This is a genomic window from Croceicoccus estronivorus (assembly GCF_001625325.1).
GTDB lineage: Bacteria > Pseudomonadota > Alphaproteobacteria > Sphingomonadales > Sphingomonadaceae > Caenibius > Caenibius estronivorus.
In genome coordinates, this window is the sequence record NZ_JRQQ01000002.1 from 528666 (window position 1) to 543387 (window position 14722).

At 60.3% G+C, this 14722-nt stretch carries 15 protein-coding genes; 6 read left to right on the forward strand and 9 right to left on the reverse strand.

Going from position 1 to position 14722, the window contains the following annotated elements; translation table 11 throughout:
• Positions 1-20: 20 nt before the first annotated feature.
• The 3 genes from MB02_RS05795 to MB02_RS05805 form a co-directional block, all read right to left on the reverse strand.
• Positions 21-743 carry a tetratricopeptide repeat protein gene (locus MB02_RS05795; RefSeq protein ID WP_082825982.1) on the reverse strand — a complete coding sequence of 241 codons (723 nt, stop codon included), beginning with the start codon at positions 741-743 and terminating at the stop codon, positions 21-23.
• A 220-nt stretch (positions 744-963) separates the two neighbouring features.
• On the reverse strand, positions 964-2109 hold the full coding sequence (locus MB02_RS05800) for a glycosyltransferase family 4 protein (protein ID WP_067533775.1): 1146 nt from the start codon (positions 2107-2109) through the stop codon (positions 964-966).
• Entirely contained in the window at positions 2106-2990 is an 885-nt protein-coding gene (locus MB02_RS05805; protein WP_067533778.1) for an alpha/beta fold hydrolase, read from the reverse strand. Before MB02_RS05805 ends, MB02_RS05800 begins: the two co-directional genes overlap by 4 nt.
• A gap of 70 nt (positions 2991-3060) precedes the next feature.
• On the opposite strand from MB02_RS05805, the gene MB02_RS05810 reads away from it, so the two are divergent.
• Together MB02_RS05810 and MB02_RS05815 are read left to right on the forward strand one after the other, a co-directional pair.
• Positions 3061-4482, forward strand: coding sequence for a protein adenylyltransferase SelO family protein (locus MB02_RS05810; RefSeq protein ID WP_067533781.1), 1422 nt, complete (start codon positions 3061-3063; stop codon positions 4480-4482).
• A gap of 96 nt (positions 4483-4578) precedes the next feature.
• Entirely contained in the window at positions 4579-5994 is a 1416-nt protein-coding gene (locus MB02_RS05815) for a succinylglutamate-semialdehyde dehydrogenase (protein WP_082825983.1), read from the forward strand.
• A 20-nt stretch (positions 5995-6014) separates the two neighbouring features.
• Here the strand turns inward: MB02_RS05815 and MB02_RS05820 are convergent, their stop codons facing one another.
• On the reverse strand, positions 6015-6749 hold the full coding sequence (locus MB02_RS05820) for a hypothetical protein (RefSeq protein WP_067533786.1): 735 nt from the start codon (positions 6747-6749) through the stop codon (positions 6015-6017).
• 199 nt (positions 6750-6948) lie between these two features.
• On the opposite strand from MB02_RS05820, the gene rarD reads away from it, so the two are divergent.
• A complete protein-coding gene (gene rarD, locus MB02_RS05825) occupies positions 6949-7860 on the forward strand; it encodes an EamA family transporter RarD (protein ID WP_067533789.1) in 912 nt (303 codons plus the stop codon).
• On the opposite strand, the gene MB02_RS05830 is transcribed toward rarD, so the two are convergent.
• Positions 7837-9159: a dihydroorotase gene (locus MB02_RS05830; RefSeq protein ID WP_067533792.1), complete on the reverse strand. Its 1323-nt coding sequence runs from the start codon at positions 9157-9159 to the stop codon at positions 7837-7839. The genes rarD and MB02_RS05830 overlap by 24 nt on opposite strands.
• 204 nt (positions 9160-9363) lie before the next feature.
• On the reverse strand, positions 9364-10206 hold the full coding sequence (locus tag MB02_RS05835; protein WP_067533795.1) for an alpha/beta fold hydrolase: 843 nt from the start codon (positions 10204-10206) through the stop codon (positions 9364-9366).
• Between the two features lie 149 nt (positions 10207-10355).
• Here MB02_RS05835 and MB02_RS05840 point away from each other — a divergent pair, with 149 nt between their 5' ends.
• The 3 genes from MB02_RS05840 to ygfZ all read left to right on the forward strand — a co-directional run bounded on the left by MB02_RS05840 (position 10356) and on the right by ygfZ (position 12784).
• A complete protein-coding gene (locus tag MB02_RS05840; protein WP_082825985.1) occupies positions 10356-10889 on the forward strand; it encodes an MEKHLA domain-containing protein in 534 nt (177 codons plus the stop codon).
• An 82-nt stretch (positions 10890-10971) separates the two neighbouring features.
• Positions 10972-12024 (forward strand): NAD(P)-dependent alcohol dehydrogenase, encoded by a 1053-nt coding sequence (locus MB02_RS05845; protein ID WP_067533798.1) that lies wholly within the window; start codon positions 10972-10974, stop codon positions 12022-12024.
• Between the two features lie 22 nt (positions 12025-12046).
• On the forward strand, positions 12047-12784 hold the full coding sequence (gene ygfZ / locus MB02_RS05850; RefSeq protein ID WP_067533801.1) for a CAF17-like 4Fe-4S cluster assembly/insertion protein YgfZ: 738 nt from the start codon (positions 12047-12049) through the stop codon (positions 12782-12784).
• Positions 12785-12792: 8 nt separating this feature from the next.
• Here ygfZ and MB02_RS05855 read toward each other — a convergent pair whose 3' ends face one another.
• The 3 genes from MB02_RS05855 to rpmA form a co-directional block, all read right to left on the reverse strand.
• Complete coding sequence (locus tag MB02_RS05855; protein WP_067533804.1) at positions 12793-13419, reverse strand: TetR/AcrR family transcriptional regulator; 627 nt, start codon at positions 13417-13419, stop codon at positions 12793-12795.
• A gap of 261 nt (positions 13420-13680) precedes the next feature.
• Positions 13681-14235, reverse strand: a complete 555-nt coding sequence (locus MB02_RS05860) for a GNAT family N-acetyltransferase (RefSeq protein WP_067533808.1) — start codon at positions 14233-14235, stop codon at positions 13681-13683.
• Positions 14236-14435: 200 nt separating this feature from the next.
• On the reverse strand, positions 14436-14702 hold the full coding sequence (gene rpmA, locus MB02_RS05865; RefSeq protein WP_067533812.1) for a 50S ribosomal protein L27: 267 nt from the start codon (positions 14700-14702) through the stop codon (positions 14436-14438).
• Between the last annotated feature and the right edge of the window lie 20 nt (positions 14703-14722).

The following is a 14722-nucleotide window of genomic DNA, read 5'->3' on the forward strand; positions in this document are numbered from 1 at the left end:
CTTTACCAAATCCTCTCAAATCATTGTGCCGATGTGGCGGGCGGGCCGGCTTCGGCCCCCTTCACGAAGGTTTCGGCATCGGTAATGGCATCGAAGCCAAGCATCCCGGCCAACTGACGCGTGCGGCTCCGCAGGGAATCCGGCACATCCTCGTCCTTTGCAATTGCCGCGAAAAGCGGCCCGGCCAGCTCGGTCTTTCCTTGCTTGAGGTAAGCGACACCGACGAGTTCACCCGCACTGCCGAACCATGGATTTCCGGGGACCGCCAGAGGCTTCAGCTTCGCAATTACATCTTCGGGCTTCATCGCGTCGAAATTGGCTGCAACGCCACGGATTGTCGCGATGTCGCGATAAGGCGCCGGAACGCTCTTATCCTGCGCCACTTCCGTGTAGAGCTTCAGCGCATCTTCCTTGCGGCCGTCATGCACGGCTATCCCGGCGCGCAGGAGCTTCGCGGCGGCTTCCACACCCGGGGCGCTATTTTCCGCGACAGGCGCCAGGGCCTTGTCCGCCGTGTCGAAATGACCGGCGGAAATATTATCTACCGCCCGAACCAGTTCTTCGGAATTATTCTCCAGCGTGTCCTCGCGGCTTTCCTGCCACCAGAGATACCCGCCGAAAGCCAGCAATCCCGCCAGCACCACAGCAAGCAGCGGGATACCGAAACGCTTGGCAGCAACCAGCATCTGGTCCTGAAACACGGCCTCGTCGACTTCGCGCAGTAACGCGTTGTCCTCGGCCATTTTGCGTTCGGCCTGTTGTTCAGATCGGGAGCGGGAGCGGTTTGGTATGAGGGCCACGCGGGCGCTTTCGTTTTCGGTTGCCGTAAAACGGCGATTGGCACGGATGGGGCTGTTTAGCGGATAGACCGGTCAATTCAACGGGGAAAGGCATGCTGTCCCCTGGCCAGACAGACCATTTCCGGTGAACCGGCGCTGAAAGGGATCAACTGCGGGCGATTTATCAGGGAATCGCGTCCCGCCCGATCAATCCGGCATAGAGGGCCCGATAGGCGGCAATCATCCCCGCCTCGTCGAAATGCAGGCGCGCACGTTCGCGATTGGCCCGGCCTATGGTTTCGCGAAGAGCCGGGTCATCCGCGAGTTTCCATAACGCATCCGACAGGGCGCTTTCCTCTCCCGGAGCCACAATGAATGGGCGGTTTTCGCTCGCCACGATCTGCATGACATCTCCCACGGCAGGCGCCGCGACCGGCAAGCCGGTAGCCATCGCCTCCACCACAGAAAGGGGAAATTGCTCACTGTCGGAAGACAGCGCGAAAATGTCGAACAGACCGACGGCGTCGGCCGGATCCGCGAAACCCGGAAGATGGACACGATGGACGATGTTGCACCGGGTGGCCTCTTCCCGAATGACATCGCGTTCCGGCCCTTCACCGAGAATCACCAGATGCCAATGATCCGGCAACCCTGAAAAGGCCCGGACGAGACGCGGCAGGTTTTTCACCGGCCGCAATCCGGATAGTGTCCCTACCCAACGTTCGCCCCTGCGCTTTATCAACCTGGGCAGGGCATCCTTGCGCGGTTTCTTGTTGAAGCGCCCGGTCGCAATACCATTCGCAATGCGATGAATCTTTGCAGCTGGCTGAAACCAGACGTCCCGTGCGACCCGCTCCAGACCGGACGATGGCACGACCAACGCATCGGCACGTCCCAGTGCGAGCCGGCGATACCAGTTGCGAGACCGCTTGAGGCCGTTCACCTCATCAGCGTTGAAGCCATCCTCATGATGAACCAGTGGCGGGAGACCGAATGGGGCGGCAAAGATGGTGTGCGCCATTACGGCATCCATCGCCCCCCAGTTATAGGTCAGCACCAGATCGAACCCGCGCATGGCATCGGCAATCCGCCGCAAGCGCCACGGTGCCGGGAATCCTTCCAAAGCCGGGAAGTTTCCCGGATATACCACTGGAATAGAAGGTGAAATATGCCGCCCTGCCGACAGGGCCCGGGGCTCCGCCGAAACGATGGTATGCGTGATTTGAGAGCCGAAAGCGTTGATCAGGCGCGCGCAGCGCAATTCCTTGCCTCCAGCATCGAATGTCGAATGGAGATGGAGGAAGCGCAAGGGATGTTGCCCCTTGCTCATGCAGTCTGCGCCAGAAGACGGGCAATTGCATCGAGTGCCTCAGGCTCATCCAGCGTGGGGGCATGGCCCGTCCTTGCGATGGTCAGGCTTTGCATTGCCGGCAGTCGTGCGGCCATGATTTTCAAGGTCGCGTCCGAAAGTATATCCGACAATGCCCCCCGTATCGCCAGCACCGGACGACCGGCGAGTGCCTCGAACGCAGGCCACATATTGGGGCTGCCGACTTCTCCGCCAGGCTGTCGAAAAGGTTCCGCGATCTTCAGGTCATAATCGAAAGCAATTCTGCCATTCCCGGTATAGTCCATCATTCGTTTGGCGAGCCGCAGCCATTCGGAGATCGTGTAATCGGGATAGATATCGCTCTGATTTTCCTCCAGCGCGCGCGCCGCGTGCATCCAGGTCGGAAAGCTCCGCAGTTGACCGACGTATGATCGTATCCGCTCCAGTCCAGCCGGTTCGATCACCGGCCCGATGTCGTTGAGCACCGCCCCGGCAATACGGGAGGAATCCTTAGCCGCCAGCAGCATGGTCAGGATTCCACCCAAGGATGTGCCGACGGCCACGAAGCGTTCGATCTCCGCCTCTGCCAACAGCGCCTCGATGTCCGCGAGATAGGTCAGGGGATTGTAGCTTTCCCAATCCTTTGCATAATCGCTCTCTCCACGCCCGCGCAGTTCAGGGCATATCACGCGCCATTCCCCCGCAAAGGCATCGGCGATCGGCTCGAAATCGCGAGCATTGCGCGTCAGACCCGGCAAACAAAGCAGCGGAGGACGATCAGCCCTTCCCGCATAATCGCGGTAATGCAGTTGCAGCCCATCCGGACTCGCCCAGAAACGATCTTCGTATTGCGTACCAATCGGCGTGGTGGAGCCAGTCATCGACGCGCCTTATCCATGAAATTCGTTCGACCGGCTTGCGCCGAGTGCCTGTCGCCCCCACTATCGCGTCATGCGCGCAGAACCGCAAGCCGCCCCGTACTCACCGGATCCGCAAATCCTCCGTCTGGCCGAATGGCTGGGCGATCCCGTGCATTCAGCGGATTTCCCGGAAACAAAACTACGCTATCGCAATCGGCGATGGGACAAAGCTGTGGGCCTTGCCGATCTGACCGACGAACAGTGGGTTGCTCACTTCGCCCGCTTCCAACCTCTGCCCGACAATCTGCCCGAGCCGCTGGCCCTGCGGTATCATGGACATCAGTTCCGTGTGTTCAATCCGGAGATCGGGGACGGGCGCGGCTTTCTGTTCGGCCAGTTGCGCGACGGTTCTGGCCGCCTGCTCGATCTCGGCACCAAAGGCTCGGGCCAGACTCCCTATAGCCGGAGTGGCGACGGGCGATTGACTTTGAAAGGCGCCGTGCGGGAAATTCTCGCTACGGAAATGCTGGAAGCGCTGGGCTGCTATACCAGCAAGACCTTCTCAGTCGTTGAGACAGGGGAGGAGCTGTGGCGCAATGACGAACCGTCCCCGACGCGCTCGGCCGTTCTGGTGCGTCTGAGCCATGGCCATATCCGAATTGGGACATTCCAGCGCCTTGCCGCATTGGAGGAGACGGCTTCGCTGGAGCAACTGGTCAGCTACTGTCTTGAACAATATCCGGGGAATTTGCCACCTGATGATGCCCCTGGGAGGCACGAACCCGCCGTCATATTGCTGCATCAGGTCGTCGAACGGCTGGCAGATCTCGCGGCCGCATACGTGACGAGCGGCTTCGTCCACGGCGTGCTCAATACCGACAACATGAATATATCCGGCGAAAGCTTCGATTACGGGCCGTGGCGCTGGCTCCCCCAATGGGAAATGGATTTCACCGCGGCCTATTTCGATCATACCGGGCTCTACGCGTTTGGCCGGCAAGTGGAAGCTCTGTCATGGAATTGCGCGCAGTTGGGCATCGCACTGCGCCCGCTGGCGGATTCCGCCCCCCTGATTGCCGCGCTCGAACGCTTCGGGCCACTCTATCAGGAAAATCTTGTTCGCCGCTTTCTCTGGCGGCTGGGTATAACCCCTCTAACGCCGGACAAGGACGTCGGACTTGTGGCGACCGTCGAAGCAACCATGCGCGAGCGTAAAGCATCGCCCGATGCATTTTTCTTCGACCATCGCGGAGGCCGCAACGCGAACGGAGCACTCGCCAGCGCATTCCGGAATCATCACCCGTTGAAAAGCGATCATCCCTATTGGACAGGAAATCGCCCCGAGACGATGCTGATCGACGAAGTCGAGGAAATCTGGTCGCTGATCGACAGGCATGATGACTGGACAGGGCTGGAAGCCAAGGTTGCGGCAATTCGCCGCATGGGCGATGCCCTCGGCGAACCACCTGCCCCGGCAAGCCAGCCGACGGAACGTGTTGGCTCCGGCCGTTAAACTAATTAGTTATCGCGACAGGCAGCCGCCTTTAACAGTCGGATTATTTTGTCTAAGGGCAATGGAATCCCAGTTTCCAAGGGCTATTCTCCAGCCGTGAGCGACAATACTATCATTTCCCACGAACCCGCCACGGGGAAGAAGATGTGGCAGGGGGAATCCCGCAATATTGACGAAACCGTTGATCGCGCACGCCAGGCGTGGCCGGCATGGGCCGCACAGCCACTTGCCTCAAGAATTGAGCTGGTCCGCCGTTTCGCCAATGAGGTCCGTAAAGATTACGACGCCTTGGCCGATCTGGTCGCCCGCGAAACGGGCAAGCCGATGTGGGACGCGCACAACGAAATCGAAAATGTGATTTCGCAGGTCGAAGTTTCCGTGCGCGCTTATGCGGAACGGACGGCACGAAGAAAACTCGATTCCGCCTTGCAGGGCACTGCCGCGCTTCGTCATAAACCGCATGGCGTTCTGGCGGTCATAACCTCCTATTGCGCACCAGCGGAGATACCTTCCGGCCATATCGTTCCAGCATTGATCGCTGGAAATGCAGTGATTCTGAAGCCCAGCGAGCACACGCCCGCAACCGCGGAAAGGTTGCTGCAGTGCTTTGACAAGGCCGGTATTCCTTCGGCCCTCGTACAGTGTTTACAAGGGGGACCATCCGATGGCCGCGCATTGGCGCTCCACCCCGGGGTCGACGGAGTTCTGTTCACGGGTTCGGCCCAGAATGGCATTGGCCTGAATCGCAAGCTGGCGGCCAATCCCGGCAAGATTGTCTCCCTGCAATTGGGTGGCAACAACCCGATGATCGTCTGGGATACGCCAAAGATCTCCGACGCTGCGGTTCTGGTCGTGCAATCCGCATTCACCAGCGCCGGACAACGTTGCACCGCCGTCCGGCGGCTGATCGTCAAATCTTCTCTCTACACTCCCCTCATGGAGGAAGTGAAAAGGCTGGCCGACCGGATTATCTTCGGCGAACCGAGAGATGAACCCGCCCCTTTCATGGGCCCGATGATCACTGCGGAACACGCTGACCAGTTGACGGAGAGCTTTCTTTACCTGCTCAGCCATGGGGGCAAGGCGATAAAGCATATGGCCCGCCCGCGGGGCGAGTTACCATTCGTTTCTCCCGGCATAATCGATGTGACCGCCATGAAGGAGCGCCCCGACGTGGAGTTGTTCGGGCCGCTACTGCAGGTGGTTCAGGTGGACGATTTCGATCAGGCGATTGCCGAAGCCAATGCCACACGGTTTGGTCTGTGCGCGGCACTGGTCGGTGGCAGTCCACAAGACTACAACCGTTTCTGGGCAAACAGCCGTGCGGGAATGATCAACTGGAATCGCCCAACGATCAATCCGGCCCAGGCGGCGCCACTGGGCGGTACGGGTCTTTCCGGCAACCACCGGCCGACCGGCTATTACGCCGCGGATTATTGCGCCTATCCCGTGAGTTCAGCAGAGCTTGAACAACCGCGTGCCAGTGTGGGCGTCGGTTTCCGCGTCAGCTAGGCGGCGGCCCAAGGAGACGTTCAGCCGCTGGTGACGAGGTCCACTTCGGTCCTTCCGGAGGGCAAGCTCCGGGCATAAACCATGTAGGATGAAGGCCCCTTGGTTCCACCCAGCATATCTTCTCCATCCTGCAGGAAGCGGTCGACCTTGTAGCCTGCCCTTATGCCACGGGTATAATAGAAGGCCATGACGTCCTGAAGGCCAACGGGTGTCGTGAAGCTGACGACACGCAGCGCACACCCACCTTCATCGGTTCCCGCCGCCTCCTGCACATTACCGCGTGGATAGACCGGAAAGGTAGCAGGCAGTTTCGCAGCCCATGTCATTGTATAGCTCACCTTGTCCGCGCATTGCGCGCCCCTTTTCGAACTGGCCGCCGCTCTGGCGGCAGCCGTGAAGGCAGCGGCTTCAGGTATCTTTCCGGCTACCTTTCGCGCGGCGGGCGGCTGCTTCATGTTGTCTTCACCCCCAACCAGTTTCAACGCGGCACGGCGAGCGGCAGCTATCTCCTCCGGCGAATTGTTTTCGGTGGGTAATGCCCTGTCCGTTGCGCTTATCCTGACGCCGGCGGCGGCTTCGTTCTGCCCTGCCAGATCGGGGTCGACCATGATCTGATCCGCAAGCGCACCGGTCAACGCGGGATCGTTCCCGGCCGGATAGCTCGGTGCTTCTTCCTTGCTGCTCCCGCAACCAGCGAGCGCGAGAAGCGCAGGAATTGTCGCAAGAAAGATAGCGGATCGACCGGGATGCGACATTTTTCTGCCTTGTAAGGTTAAGACTGAATTTTCCAAAGCGAACGCTGGTTAAGAGTTTCCTGACTGGCACGCACAATTTCAACCTTGTCCCGTAACGGGATGGGACCGGGAATGGCATTCTCATGCACAGGCAGCGGCTGGCCATTGCGACGCGGCTGTTGGGAGATTACAGCGCCTTACACCGTTCAGGAGATCCAGTTTGCCTCCCACTTCAGATCCGGATCGCGCGGGAGGCGGGCTGCCCTATGCATTGGGCGCTTACCTCTTGTGGGGCTTGTTTCCCCTGTACATCCTGACCGTAAAGGCCGTTCCACCTTTGGAACTGGTGGGCTGGCGGATCCTGTTCACTGTGCCGGTATGCCTCCTGATCGTCACTCTGCGGCGGCAATGGTATGATCTGATGCGTGCCATGCTGACCCCCAGGACCGTCGCATGGCTAACGCTCAGTGCGTTGCTGATCGGCTCCAACTGGACGCTCTATCTCTTCGCGATTCTGACCGGTCACGTCTACGCGGCCAGTCTCGGATACTATATCAACCCGCTGATCAACGTGCTGATCGGCACGTTCTTTCTGGGTGAGAGGCTTTCACGCTGGCAATGGCTGGCCGTTGCGCTGGCCGCCATCGGCGTAGCGATTCTGGCGGCCGGGGCCCTCACCACCTTGTGGCTCAGCGTCATTCTGGCCACGAGTTTTTCGATTTACGGCGTGGTCCGTCGCACGCTGCCGGTCGGTTCTCTTCCCGGCCTGACTATCGAGTCTCTCGTGCTCACTATCCCCGCCACCGCGATCATGTTCTATGTCGCGTCCGGGCCCGATGGCATTTCACTGGGCAAGGACGTCACGCTCGATATTGCCGTGTCGTTCGCAGGCTTTGCGACTGCGATCCCGCTGCTGCTGTTCGCCATGGCGGCACGGCGCATGGACTATTCCGCGCTGGGTTTTGTCCAGTTCATCGTCCCTACCATGATCTTTATCCTGGGGCTGACGGTTTTCCATGAGCCGCTCCACCCAGCACAGATGTGGAGCTTCATCTTCATCTGGTGTGCGATCGCCGTTTTCGCGTGGGATATCCTGCAGCGCAGACCGTCAAAGGCAGCCAGCAAAGCGTAACGGCTCACCCACTGCCTGATTGCCGAGTTGCCCTTCCCACATGGCGAGTTGGCCGCGCACGACAGTGCCGATGACACGGCCCTCCAATTCCATCCCGGTGAACGGAGACCAACCGCAGCGGCTTTCGATCCAGTCTTCGGTCACTGTGAAAGTGCCCTTGCGGTCGATCACGGTGAAATCGCCGTCATACCCGGCTGCGATCCGCCCCTTGCCCACGAGGCCGAAGACCCGCTGTACACCGGCGCTGGTCATGTCGATCAGACGTTCGAGAGTCATGTGCCCTTTGGCCACGTGGTCGAGCATCAGGGGCAACAGGGTCTGCACCCCCGGCATGCCGCTCGGGCTTTGCGGGTAAGGCTTGTCCTTCTCCTCACGCGTATGCGGCGCATGGTCGGAGCCAAGCACATCCGGCACCCCTTGGCGCAGCCAGTGCCACAAACCGTCGCGATGGGCCGCACTGCGGATCGGAGGGTTCATCTGGGCAAAGCTCCCGAGGCGGGGATAGGCATCCTCTGCCGCCAGGGTCAGGTGTTGCGGCGTTACTTCGCAGGTTGCGATGTCACGATGGGCGGCGATGAGTTCCAGTTCCGCAGGCGTGGTGATGTGAAGGATATGAATGGGCCGCCGGGTTTCCCGCGCCAGACGCAGGATCCGCCGTGTGGCCAGCATCGCACTCTCGTCATCGCGCCAGACCGGATGGCTGGAAGCATCGCCTGCCACTCTGAGATCCTTGCGCGCATTCATCCGCGCCTCATCCTCGGCATGGATGGCGACCCGCCGCACACCGTTTTGCAGCACACGGCGCAGGTTTTCATCTTCGGCAACCAACAAGCTGCCAGTCGAAGCGCCCATGAAAATCTTCACCCCTGCCGTGCCTGGGATGCGTTCGAGTTCGGCCAGCTCTTCCGCGTTTTCGGCAGTGGCGCCGACATAGAAAGCATGATCGCACCACATGCGGTGGTGCGCCCGTTCCAGCTTGTCGTGCACCCGCATCGTCGAATCGGTATTGGGCGTGGTGTTGGGCATTTCGAACACGGCGGTCACGCCGCCCATGACAGCTGCCCGGCTCCCGGTTTCAAGATCTTCCTTGTGCTCCAGGCCCGGCTCACGGAAATGCACCTGGCTGTCGATCACTCCGGGCAAGACATCCAGCCCCGTGCAATCGATTCGCCGCCCGCCGTCCGGATAGCTGCCGATTCCGACGATCTTGCCCTCACGAACCGCGACATCGGCCTGTACCGGGCCGGAAGGTGTGTGAACGGTGCCGTTGGCAAGGACGAGTTCGGGGGCGGTGGTCATCGGGTGGCCTCTATCGGTTCAGCGGAGCAAAGTTGACACTGTTGACACAGTTCAAAGGCAGAACCCGCCAGCCCCCGGCACCCGCGGAAAATGCGGTAAAATGGCGGAAGGAAAACGGATTCGAGCCCATTCCCCTCCCTTGCCACAATGCAGCCGCGTAGGACAGGGCAGGTCACTGCCCTGTCCTGTCTTTACGACCGGAAATCAGTCGCGCTGAAGGAAACCCAGCACGACCTGTTCGAAGGCATCTTTCTGTTCGATCATCGCCCAGTGGCCGCAACGCGGGAACACGTGCAATTCGCAGTTGGGGATCAAACGCATCGGCAGAAGCGCGATGTCCAGCGGGTTCACCCGGTCGTCACGCCCCCAGGTCATCAGCGTGGGCGCCTGGATCTTAGGGAAGTGAGCGAAACCCTGCACTGCATCCGGCCCGCGCATCGCACCGGCGATGGCATCCAGCACCGCACGCGAATACATCCGCTTGTTGGTTTCCTGCGCCGCCGGTTCGCTGGCCGTGGCCAGACGCGTCTCGATCAGTTCCTCGGTCACGATCGCGGGATCGTAAACCATCGAACGCAACCAGGCGACGATCTGTTCACGCGTCGGATTCTCCACGAATTCCGACAGGCGCGCGATCCCCTCATAGGGGAAGGTCGAGAAAAGCGGCACGCCGATGCCGCCGATCGTCACCATCTTCCGAATCCGGTCCGGATAATCGGCGGCAAACCGCGCGGCGACCATCGCACCATATGAGTTGCCAAGGAGATAGGCACTTCCGATGCCCATCTGGTCCATCATGTGCAGCACGGCCTTTGCCGCCTCGCCGATGGGATCGCCCGGTATCCCGGTGCTGCCGCCGTAACCCGGCAGGTCAGGGGCGATACAATGGTAATGCTCCGCAAAAACCGGAAGGTTTCCGCCAAAGTTCATCCAGGCAGTTACGCCCGGCCCTGAACCGTGGAGCATGAAGAGTGGTTCACCCTCGCCCATCTCGTGATAGCTGATCTGGCCTTCGCCATAGGCCATGGTCTTTGGCTGTGCAGTCATGAAATCGCCTTTCTCTGCCTCTCTTGTCGGGTCCCGTTTTGCACCGGATGTGTCCGTCTGCAACGTTCATGGCCTATACTGCAACGAATATTGCGGTCGAAACAGTTTTAGGGGATTGATTCTCGCAGCAGGAAAGCCACTTTCCGCACATGGATGGTAATACCCCTTCCCCGTCGATCACATCCTCCGGATTGTCAGCCACGGGCGAATCCGCCCATGATCGGGTAATCGTGGAAACGCATGCAGGCAGCGAACGAATTGCCCTGATTGCCGACAGCTTCCGGCGCGTGACGGGAAACACTCTGTTGCCACCCGATGGAAATCTGGATCCGGCATCGGCCATATGGCGCGCTCCGATGGTGGTACTCGCCCATGGGACTGAGGCGGACCCGGTATTCTTCTATGGCAACCGCTTGGCGCTGGACTTGTTTGAAGCGTCTGCGGATGCGTTCATCAATCTGCCCTCGCGTTTCTCCGCCGAGCCGATGGAACGGCAGGAACGCGCGCGTTTTCTCGCGCAAGTGGCGGACCATAACTGCATCACCGACTATTCAGGGATTCGCATTTCGCAGACGGGGCAACGTTTCCGCATCGAACGGGCAACAGTCTGGAACCTGCTGGACGCCGACGGGGCAATCCATGGGCAGGCCGCCTGTTTCGACCGGTGGGCACCTGTCACGTAACCGGAACTGCCCCATCGCCCCATTGATTCTCCTGCAAGAAATGCCAAACCGCGCGGGAAAACAAAAAAGAGGATTTCACTCCATGCAAACCATTGGATATGCTGCCCAGTCGAAAGACAGCGTGCTCGCGCCATTCTCGTTCGAACGGCGCGATCTGCGCGCAGGAGATGTCGCGATCGACATTCTTTACTGCGGGGTTTGCCATTCCGACCTCCACCATGCTCACAACGACTGGGGAAACACTGTCTATCCCGCCGTTCCCGGCCACGAAATCGTCGGACGGGTCAGTGCGGTAGGCGAAGGCGTCACCCGCTATGCCGTGGGCGACAACGTTGCCGTCGGGTGCATGGTCGATTCCTGCCAGCACTGCGACCAGTGCGACAAGGGGGAAGAACAGCTCTGCCGCAATGGCTTCACCGGCACCTATGGAGGGCATGACCCGGTGTTCGACACCCCCACTCGTGGCGGTTACTCGAAACATATCGTCGTACGGGAGGAATTTGTCCTGCGGGTTCCCAACGGCCTTGACCTGTCACGCGTAGCCCCGCTGCTTTGCGCCGGCATTACGACCTATTCTCCGCTGAAGTCCTGGAACGTGCAGCCCGGCAGCCGGGTTGGCGTGGTCGGGCTGGGCGGTCTCGGACACATGGCGGTCAAGCTCGCCTCCGCCATGGGCGCCCACGTCACCGTGCTCAGCCGGTCAGATGCCAAGAAAGCCGACGCCATGGCTCTCGGCGCCGACGCACTGCTCGTTTCCAGCGATCCCGAAGCGATGGCCGCTGCCGCAAGCCAGTTCGATCTGATTATCGACACGGTTCCTGTCGAACATGACGTCCAGCCCTATGTTCCCCTGCTCGATGTCGACGGGACGATCGTGCTCGTCGGTCAGGTCGGCCCTGTAGGCGAAGTCAATTCCATCCCCCTGCTGTTCGGGCGGCGGCGCGTGGCTGGCTCTCTCATCGGCGGTATCGCTGAAACGCAGGAAATGCTGGATTTCTGTGGGGAGAAGAATGTTCTTCCCGACATCGAAATGATCCGCATGGATGAAATCAACGATGCATACGAACGTCTGGTAAAGGCTGATGTGCGCTATCGTTTCGTCATCGACATGGCTTCGCTGGACCTCGCGGCCTGAGCAATAGAGGACTTCAACCCGCATGACTGCAACTCGCCTGTTCAATCGCGCGGTTATCCGCCTCTCCTCCCAAGAACCGGGCGAGGATGTCGCGGCCTTCCTCCAGGGCCTCGTCACCAATGATGTGACGGGGCCCCTGCCCGTTTGGGCGGGCCTGCTGTCGCCGCAAGGCAAGGCCCTGTTCGATTTCCTCGTCTGGCCGGGGGCGGATGGATCGCTCCTGCTCGACTGTGAGGCCGAGCGGGCAGACGCTCTGGCCAAGCGGCTTTCACTCTATCGGTTGCGCCGCAAGATCACGATTGCGCGTGACGACACCCTGGGCGTCCATTGGCGGGACCATATCGGCGATGGCGCGGCCACGGATCCACGACTTTCGGCACTGGGCGAACGCTGGATCGCTCCTGCCGTGCCGGAAGATGAAAGCGCGGACAACGCATGGCTCAAGCAACGCCTCGAACTCGGCGTGACGGAAGGCATCGCCGAACTGGGCGATGGCGACATCCTCTGGCTGGAATGCAATGCCGTCGAGCTGCATGGGGTCAGCTTTTCCAAGGGCTGCTACGTCGGTCAGGAAAACACCGCGCGCATGAACTGGCGGCAGAAAGTCAATCGCCGGCTGGTGGTGGTTCCTTTGGGCCAGTCCGATCCGGCACGTCAGCGTGCCAGCTATCCCGCGCTGGGCCTTGCCGTCGATCATTTGCAAGTAGCGGATCTGGTTCCTGCGTCACTCCCACATTGGCTGGCATCGGCGATCGGCTGACACCTTACTTATTCCGCAGCTCTAACCTCCTGCTCAGGAAGCTGGGACGTTGCTTTCCAGCCAGTAGCGCGGGTCCAGTTTTCGATAATCGCCGTGACGATTTCACGCGGACGGCTCCGCTCCGTACCCAACATTCTCGTCATGGCTTCGCCCATCACCGAATCGCCAATGGCAACCAGATGGATGAGCATGGTCAGATCGACCACGCCATTCTCGATATCCTGCCGCGATGAAAATTCGTCGATGTGACCTTTGAGAGACTGCATCACCGGGTCGAGCATCGCCTCGTTCCGGGTCAGCGACAACCAGCTCATCAGGTGAAGGCCGCCATGTTCATTATTCGATTCGAACAGGCCCTCGACCATGTCGTGAACCGTCCCTCTGCCTTCATGTAAATTCCGGATGGCCTCCGCAATCTTCGCCGTGTGGCGATCCGCCATATGCCGCCCGAGGGCATCATGAAGTCCGGAAGCAGAACCGAAATGATGCAGGAGATTGGCATGTGTACGGCCGATTCGCGCCGCTACCGCTTTCAGGGTCAGAGCTTGCGGCCCTGATTCCAGAAGGATCGCTTCGGCCGCTTCGAGCGCCGCTCCACGCACTTCCCTGGGGGTCAGACGCTTCCTTATTGACATCCGTGTAAACTAAAATAGGTGTTCTGCCCAAGGCAAGAGCTCTTCGGATTCTTTCGGAAGAAGACCGTAGAAACGCTCCTGTATTGTGATGCCAATCCTTTTGTGGCGAACGGATATATCGCTCGTCATTTGCCGGGATAACAACGGCACAGGCGATGCGCCCCCGGAGACAGAATCTTCGGGTCGCAGCTCCTCCCTCCATCACCCCCCAAGGATGGAGGGAGGAGTTTTCCCGCCGATTCAGTATATTAAAGGACGCAGTTAAGCTGCCGCAGGCATTCTGGGTTCAGGATTATTGCCTGTTGCCTCCCCCAGTTCGAGCACATGGCAACGCACCGCGACCGTGCTGCGGCGTGCGGCACAGCTCCGCGCGCGAACCTCGCCCGTGGGGCGGAAACCGAGCTTTTCCAGAACCCGCGCCGATGCGTTGTTGTCCATGGCATGCCCGGCATGGATTCGCCGATGACCAAGCGCCCGTGCAGCTGCCATCAGCGCCTGCCCCGCTTCGGTAGCGTAGCCGCGTCCCCAATGCTTGCGGGCAATCCAGTAGCCAAGCTCGATGCCAGCAGTTCGCTTGTCCAGCCCGATGCATCCGATCACAGGCGCCCCGAGAGTTTCCGGCAATGTGATGAGGCAATGGGGGAACAGGGTATTCTGCGGCCTGCTCGCATACTCACGCGCATCGTTTTCACCATAAGGCCACGGAACCCCGGTCAGCATGCGCGTGACGGATTCGTCGCAGATGCCACTGTGGATTTCCTGCCAGTCCTCTGGGAACGCCGGGCGCAGGAAGAGCCTCTCGCTACGGATGAACATCGTTATCTCCTCTCGAGCGCCCCGAGCGGGCCCTTAAGCCCTTCTCATGACACTCTTATTGCGGCGGGCCGGGTATCCGGCCGGGATGAGGGAGACCAACGAAAAGAGGGAGACGGGACGGGCCCCTCTCCCTCTGTCAGCCGGACTATGAAAGCCCGGCGGGGGCCATCCCGTTGGATGGCCCTGAATATGCCATCCGATTATTCGGCTGCTGCTGCCACGTCCACAGAGACGTATTTGCGGCCAAGCTTGCCATCGTGGAAGCGCACGCGACCACCGGTCAGCGCGAACAGGGTGTGATCCTTGCCCATGCCGACATTGGCGCCGGGGTACACTTTGGTACCGCGCTGGCGCACGATGATGTTGCCGCCAATAACTTCCTGGCCACCGAACTTCTTCACGCCAAGGCGACGACCGATTGAATCGCGACCGTTGCGCGACGAACCGCCTGCTTTCTTATGTGCCATTTCGATCTACTCCGTCGGCT

What these genes read in the sequence shown, in the direction of transcription:
- MB02_RS05795 (WP_082825982.1), bottom strand. Translation starts at nt 743, where the DNA reads ATGGCCGAGGACAACGCGTTACTGCGCGAAGTCGACGAGGCCGTGTTT.
- MB02_RS05800 (WP_067533775.1), bottom strand. Translation starts at nt 2,109, where the DNA reads ATGAGCAAGGGGCAACATCCCTTGCGCTTCCTCCATCTCCATTCGACA.
- MB02_RS05805 (WP_067533778.1), bottom strand. Translation starts at nt 2,990, where the DNA reads ATGACTGGCTCCACCACGCCGATTGGTACGCAATACGAAGATCGTTTC.
- MB02_RS05810 (WP_067533781.1), top strand. Translation starts at nt 3,061, where the DNA reads ATGCGCGCAGAACCGCAAGCCGCCCCGTACTCACCGGATCCGCAAATC.
- MB02_RS05820 (WP_067533786.1), bottom strand. Translation starts at nt 6,749, where the DNA reads ATGTCGCATCCCGGTCGATCCGCTATCTTTCTTGCGACAATTCCTGCG.
- MB02_RS05830 (WP_067533792.1), bottom strand. Translation starts at nt 9,159, where the DNA reads ATGACCACCGCCCCCGAACTCGTCCTTGCCAACGGCACCGTTCACACA.
- MB02_RS05835 (WP_067533795.1), bottom strand. Translation starts at nt 10,206, where the DNA reads ATGACTGCACAGCCAAAGACCATGGCCTATGGCGAAGGCCAGATCAGC.
- MB02_RS05840 (WP_082825985.1), top strand. Translation starts at nt 10,356, where the DNA reads ATGGATGGTAATACCCCTTCCCCGTCGATCACATCCTCCGGATTGTCA.
- MB02_RS05845 (WP_067533798.1), top strand. Translation starts at nt 10,972, where the DNA reads ATGCAAACCATTGGATATGCTGCCCAGTCGAAAGACAGCGTGCTCGCG.
- ygfZ (WP_067533801.1), top strand. Translation starts at nt 12,047, where the DNA reads ATGACTGCAACTCGCCTGTTCAATCGCGCGGTTATCCGCCTCTCCTCC.
- MB02_RS05855 (WP_067533804.1), bottom strand. Translation starts at nt 13,419, where the DNA reads ATGTCAATAAGGAAGCGTCTGACCCCCAGGGAAGTGCGTGGAGCGGCG.
- MB02_RS05860 (WP_067533808.1), bottom strand. Translation starts at nt 14,235, where the DNA reads ATGTTCATCCGTAGCGAGAGGCTCTTCCTGCGCCCGGCGTTCCCAGAG.
- rpmA (WP_067533812.1), bottom strand. Translation starts at nt 14,702, where the DNA reads ATGGCACATAAGAAAGCAGGCGGTTCGTCGCGCAACGGTCGCGATTCA.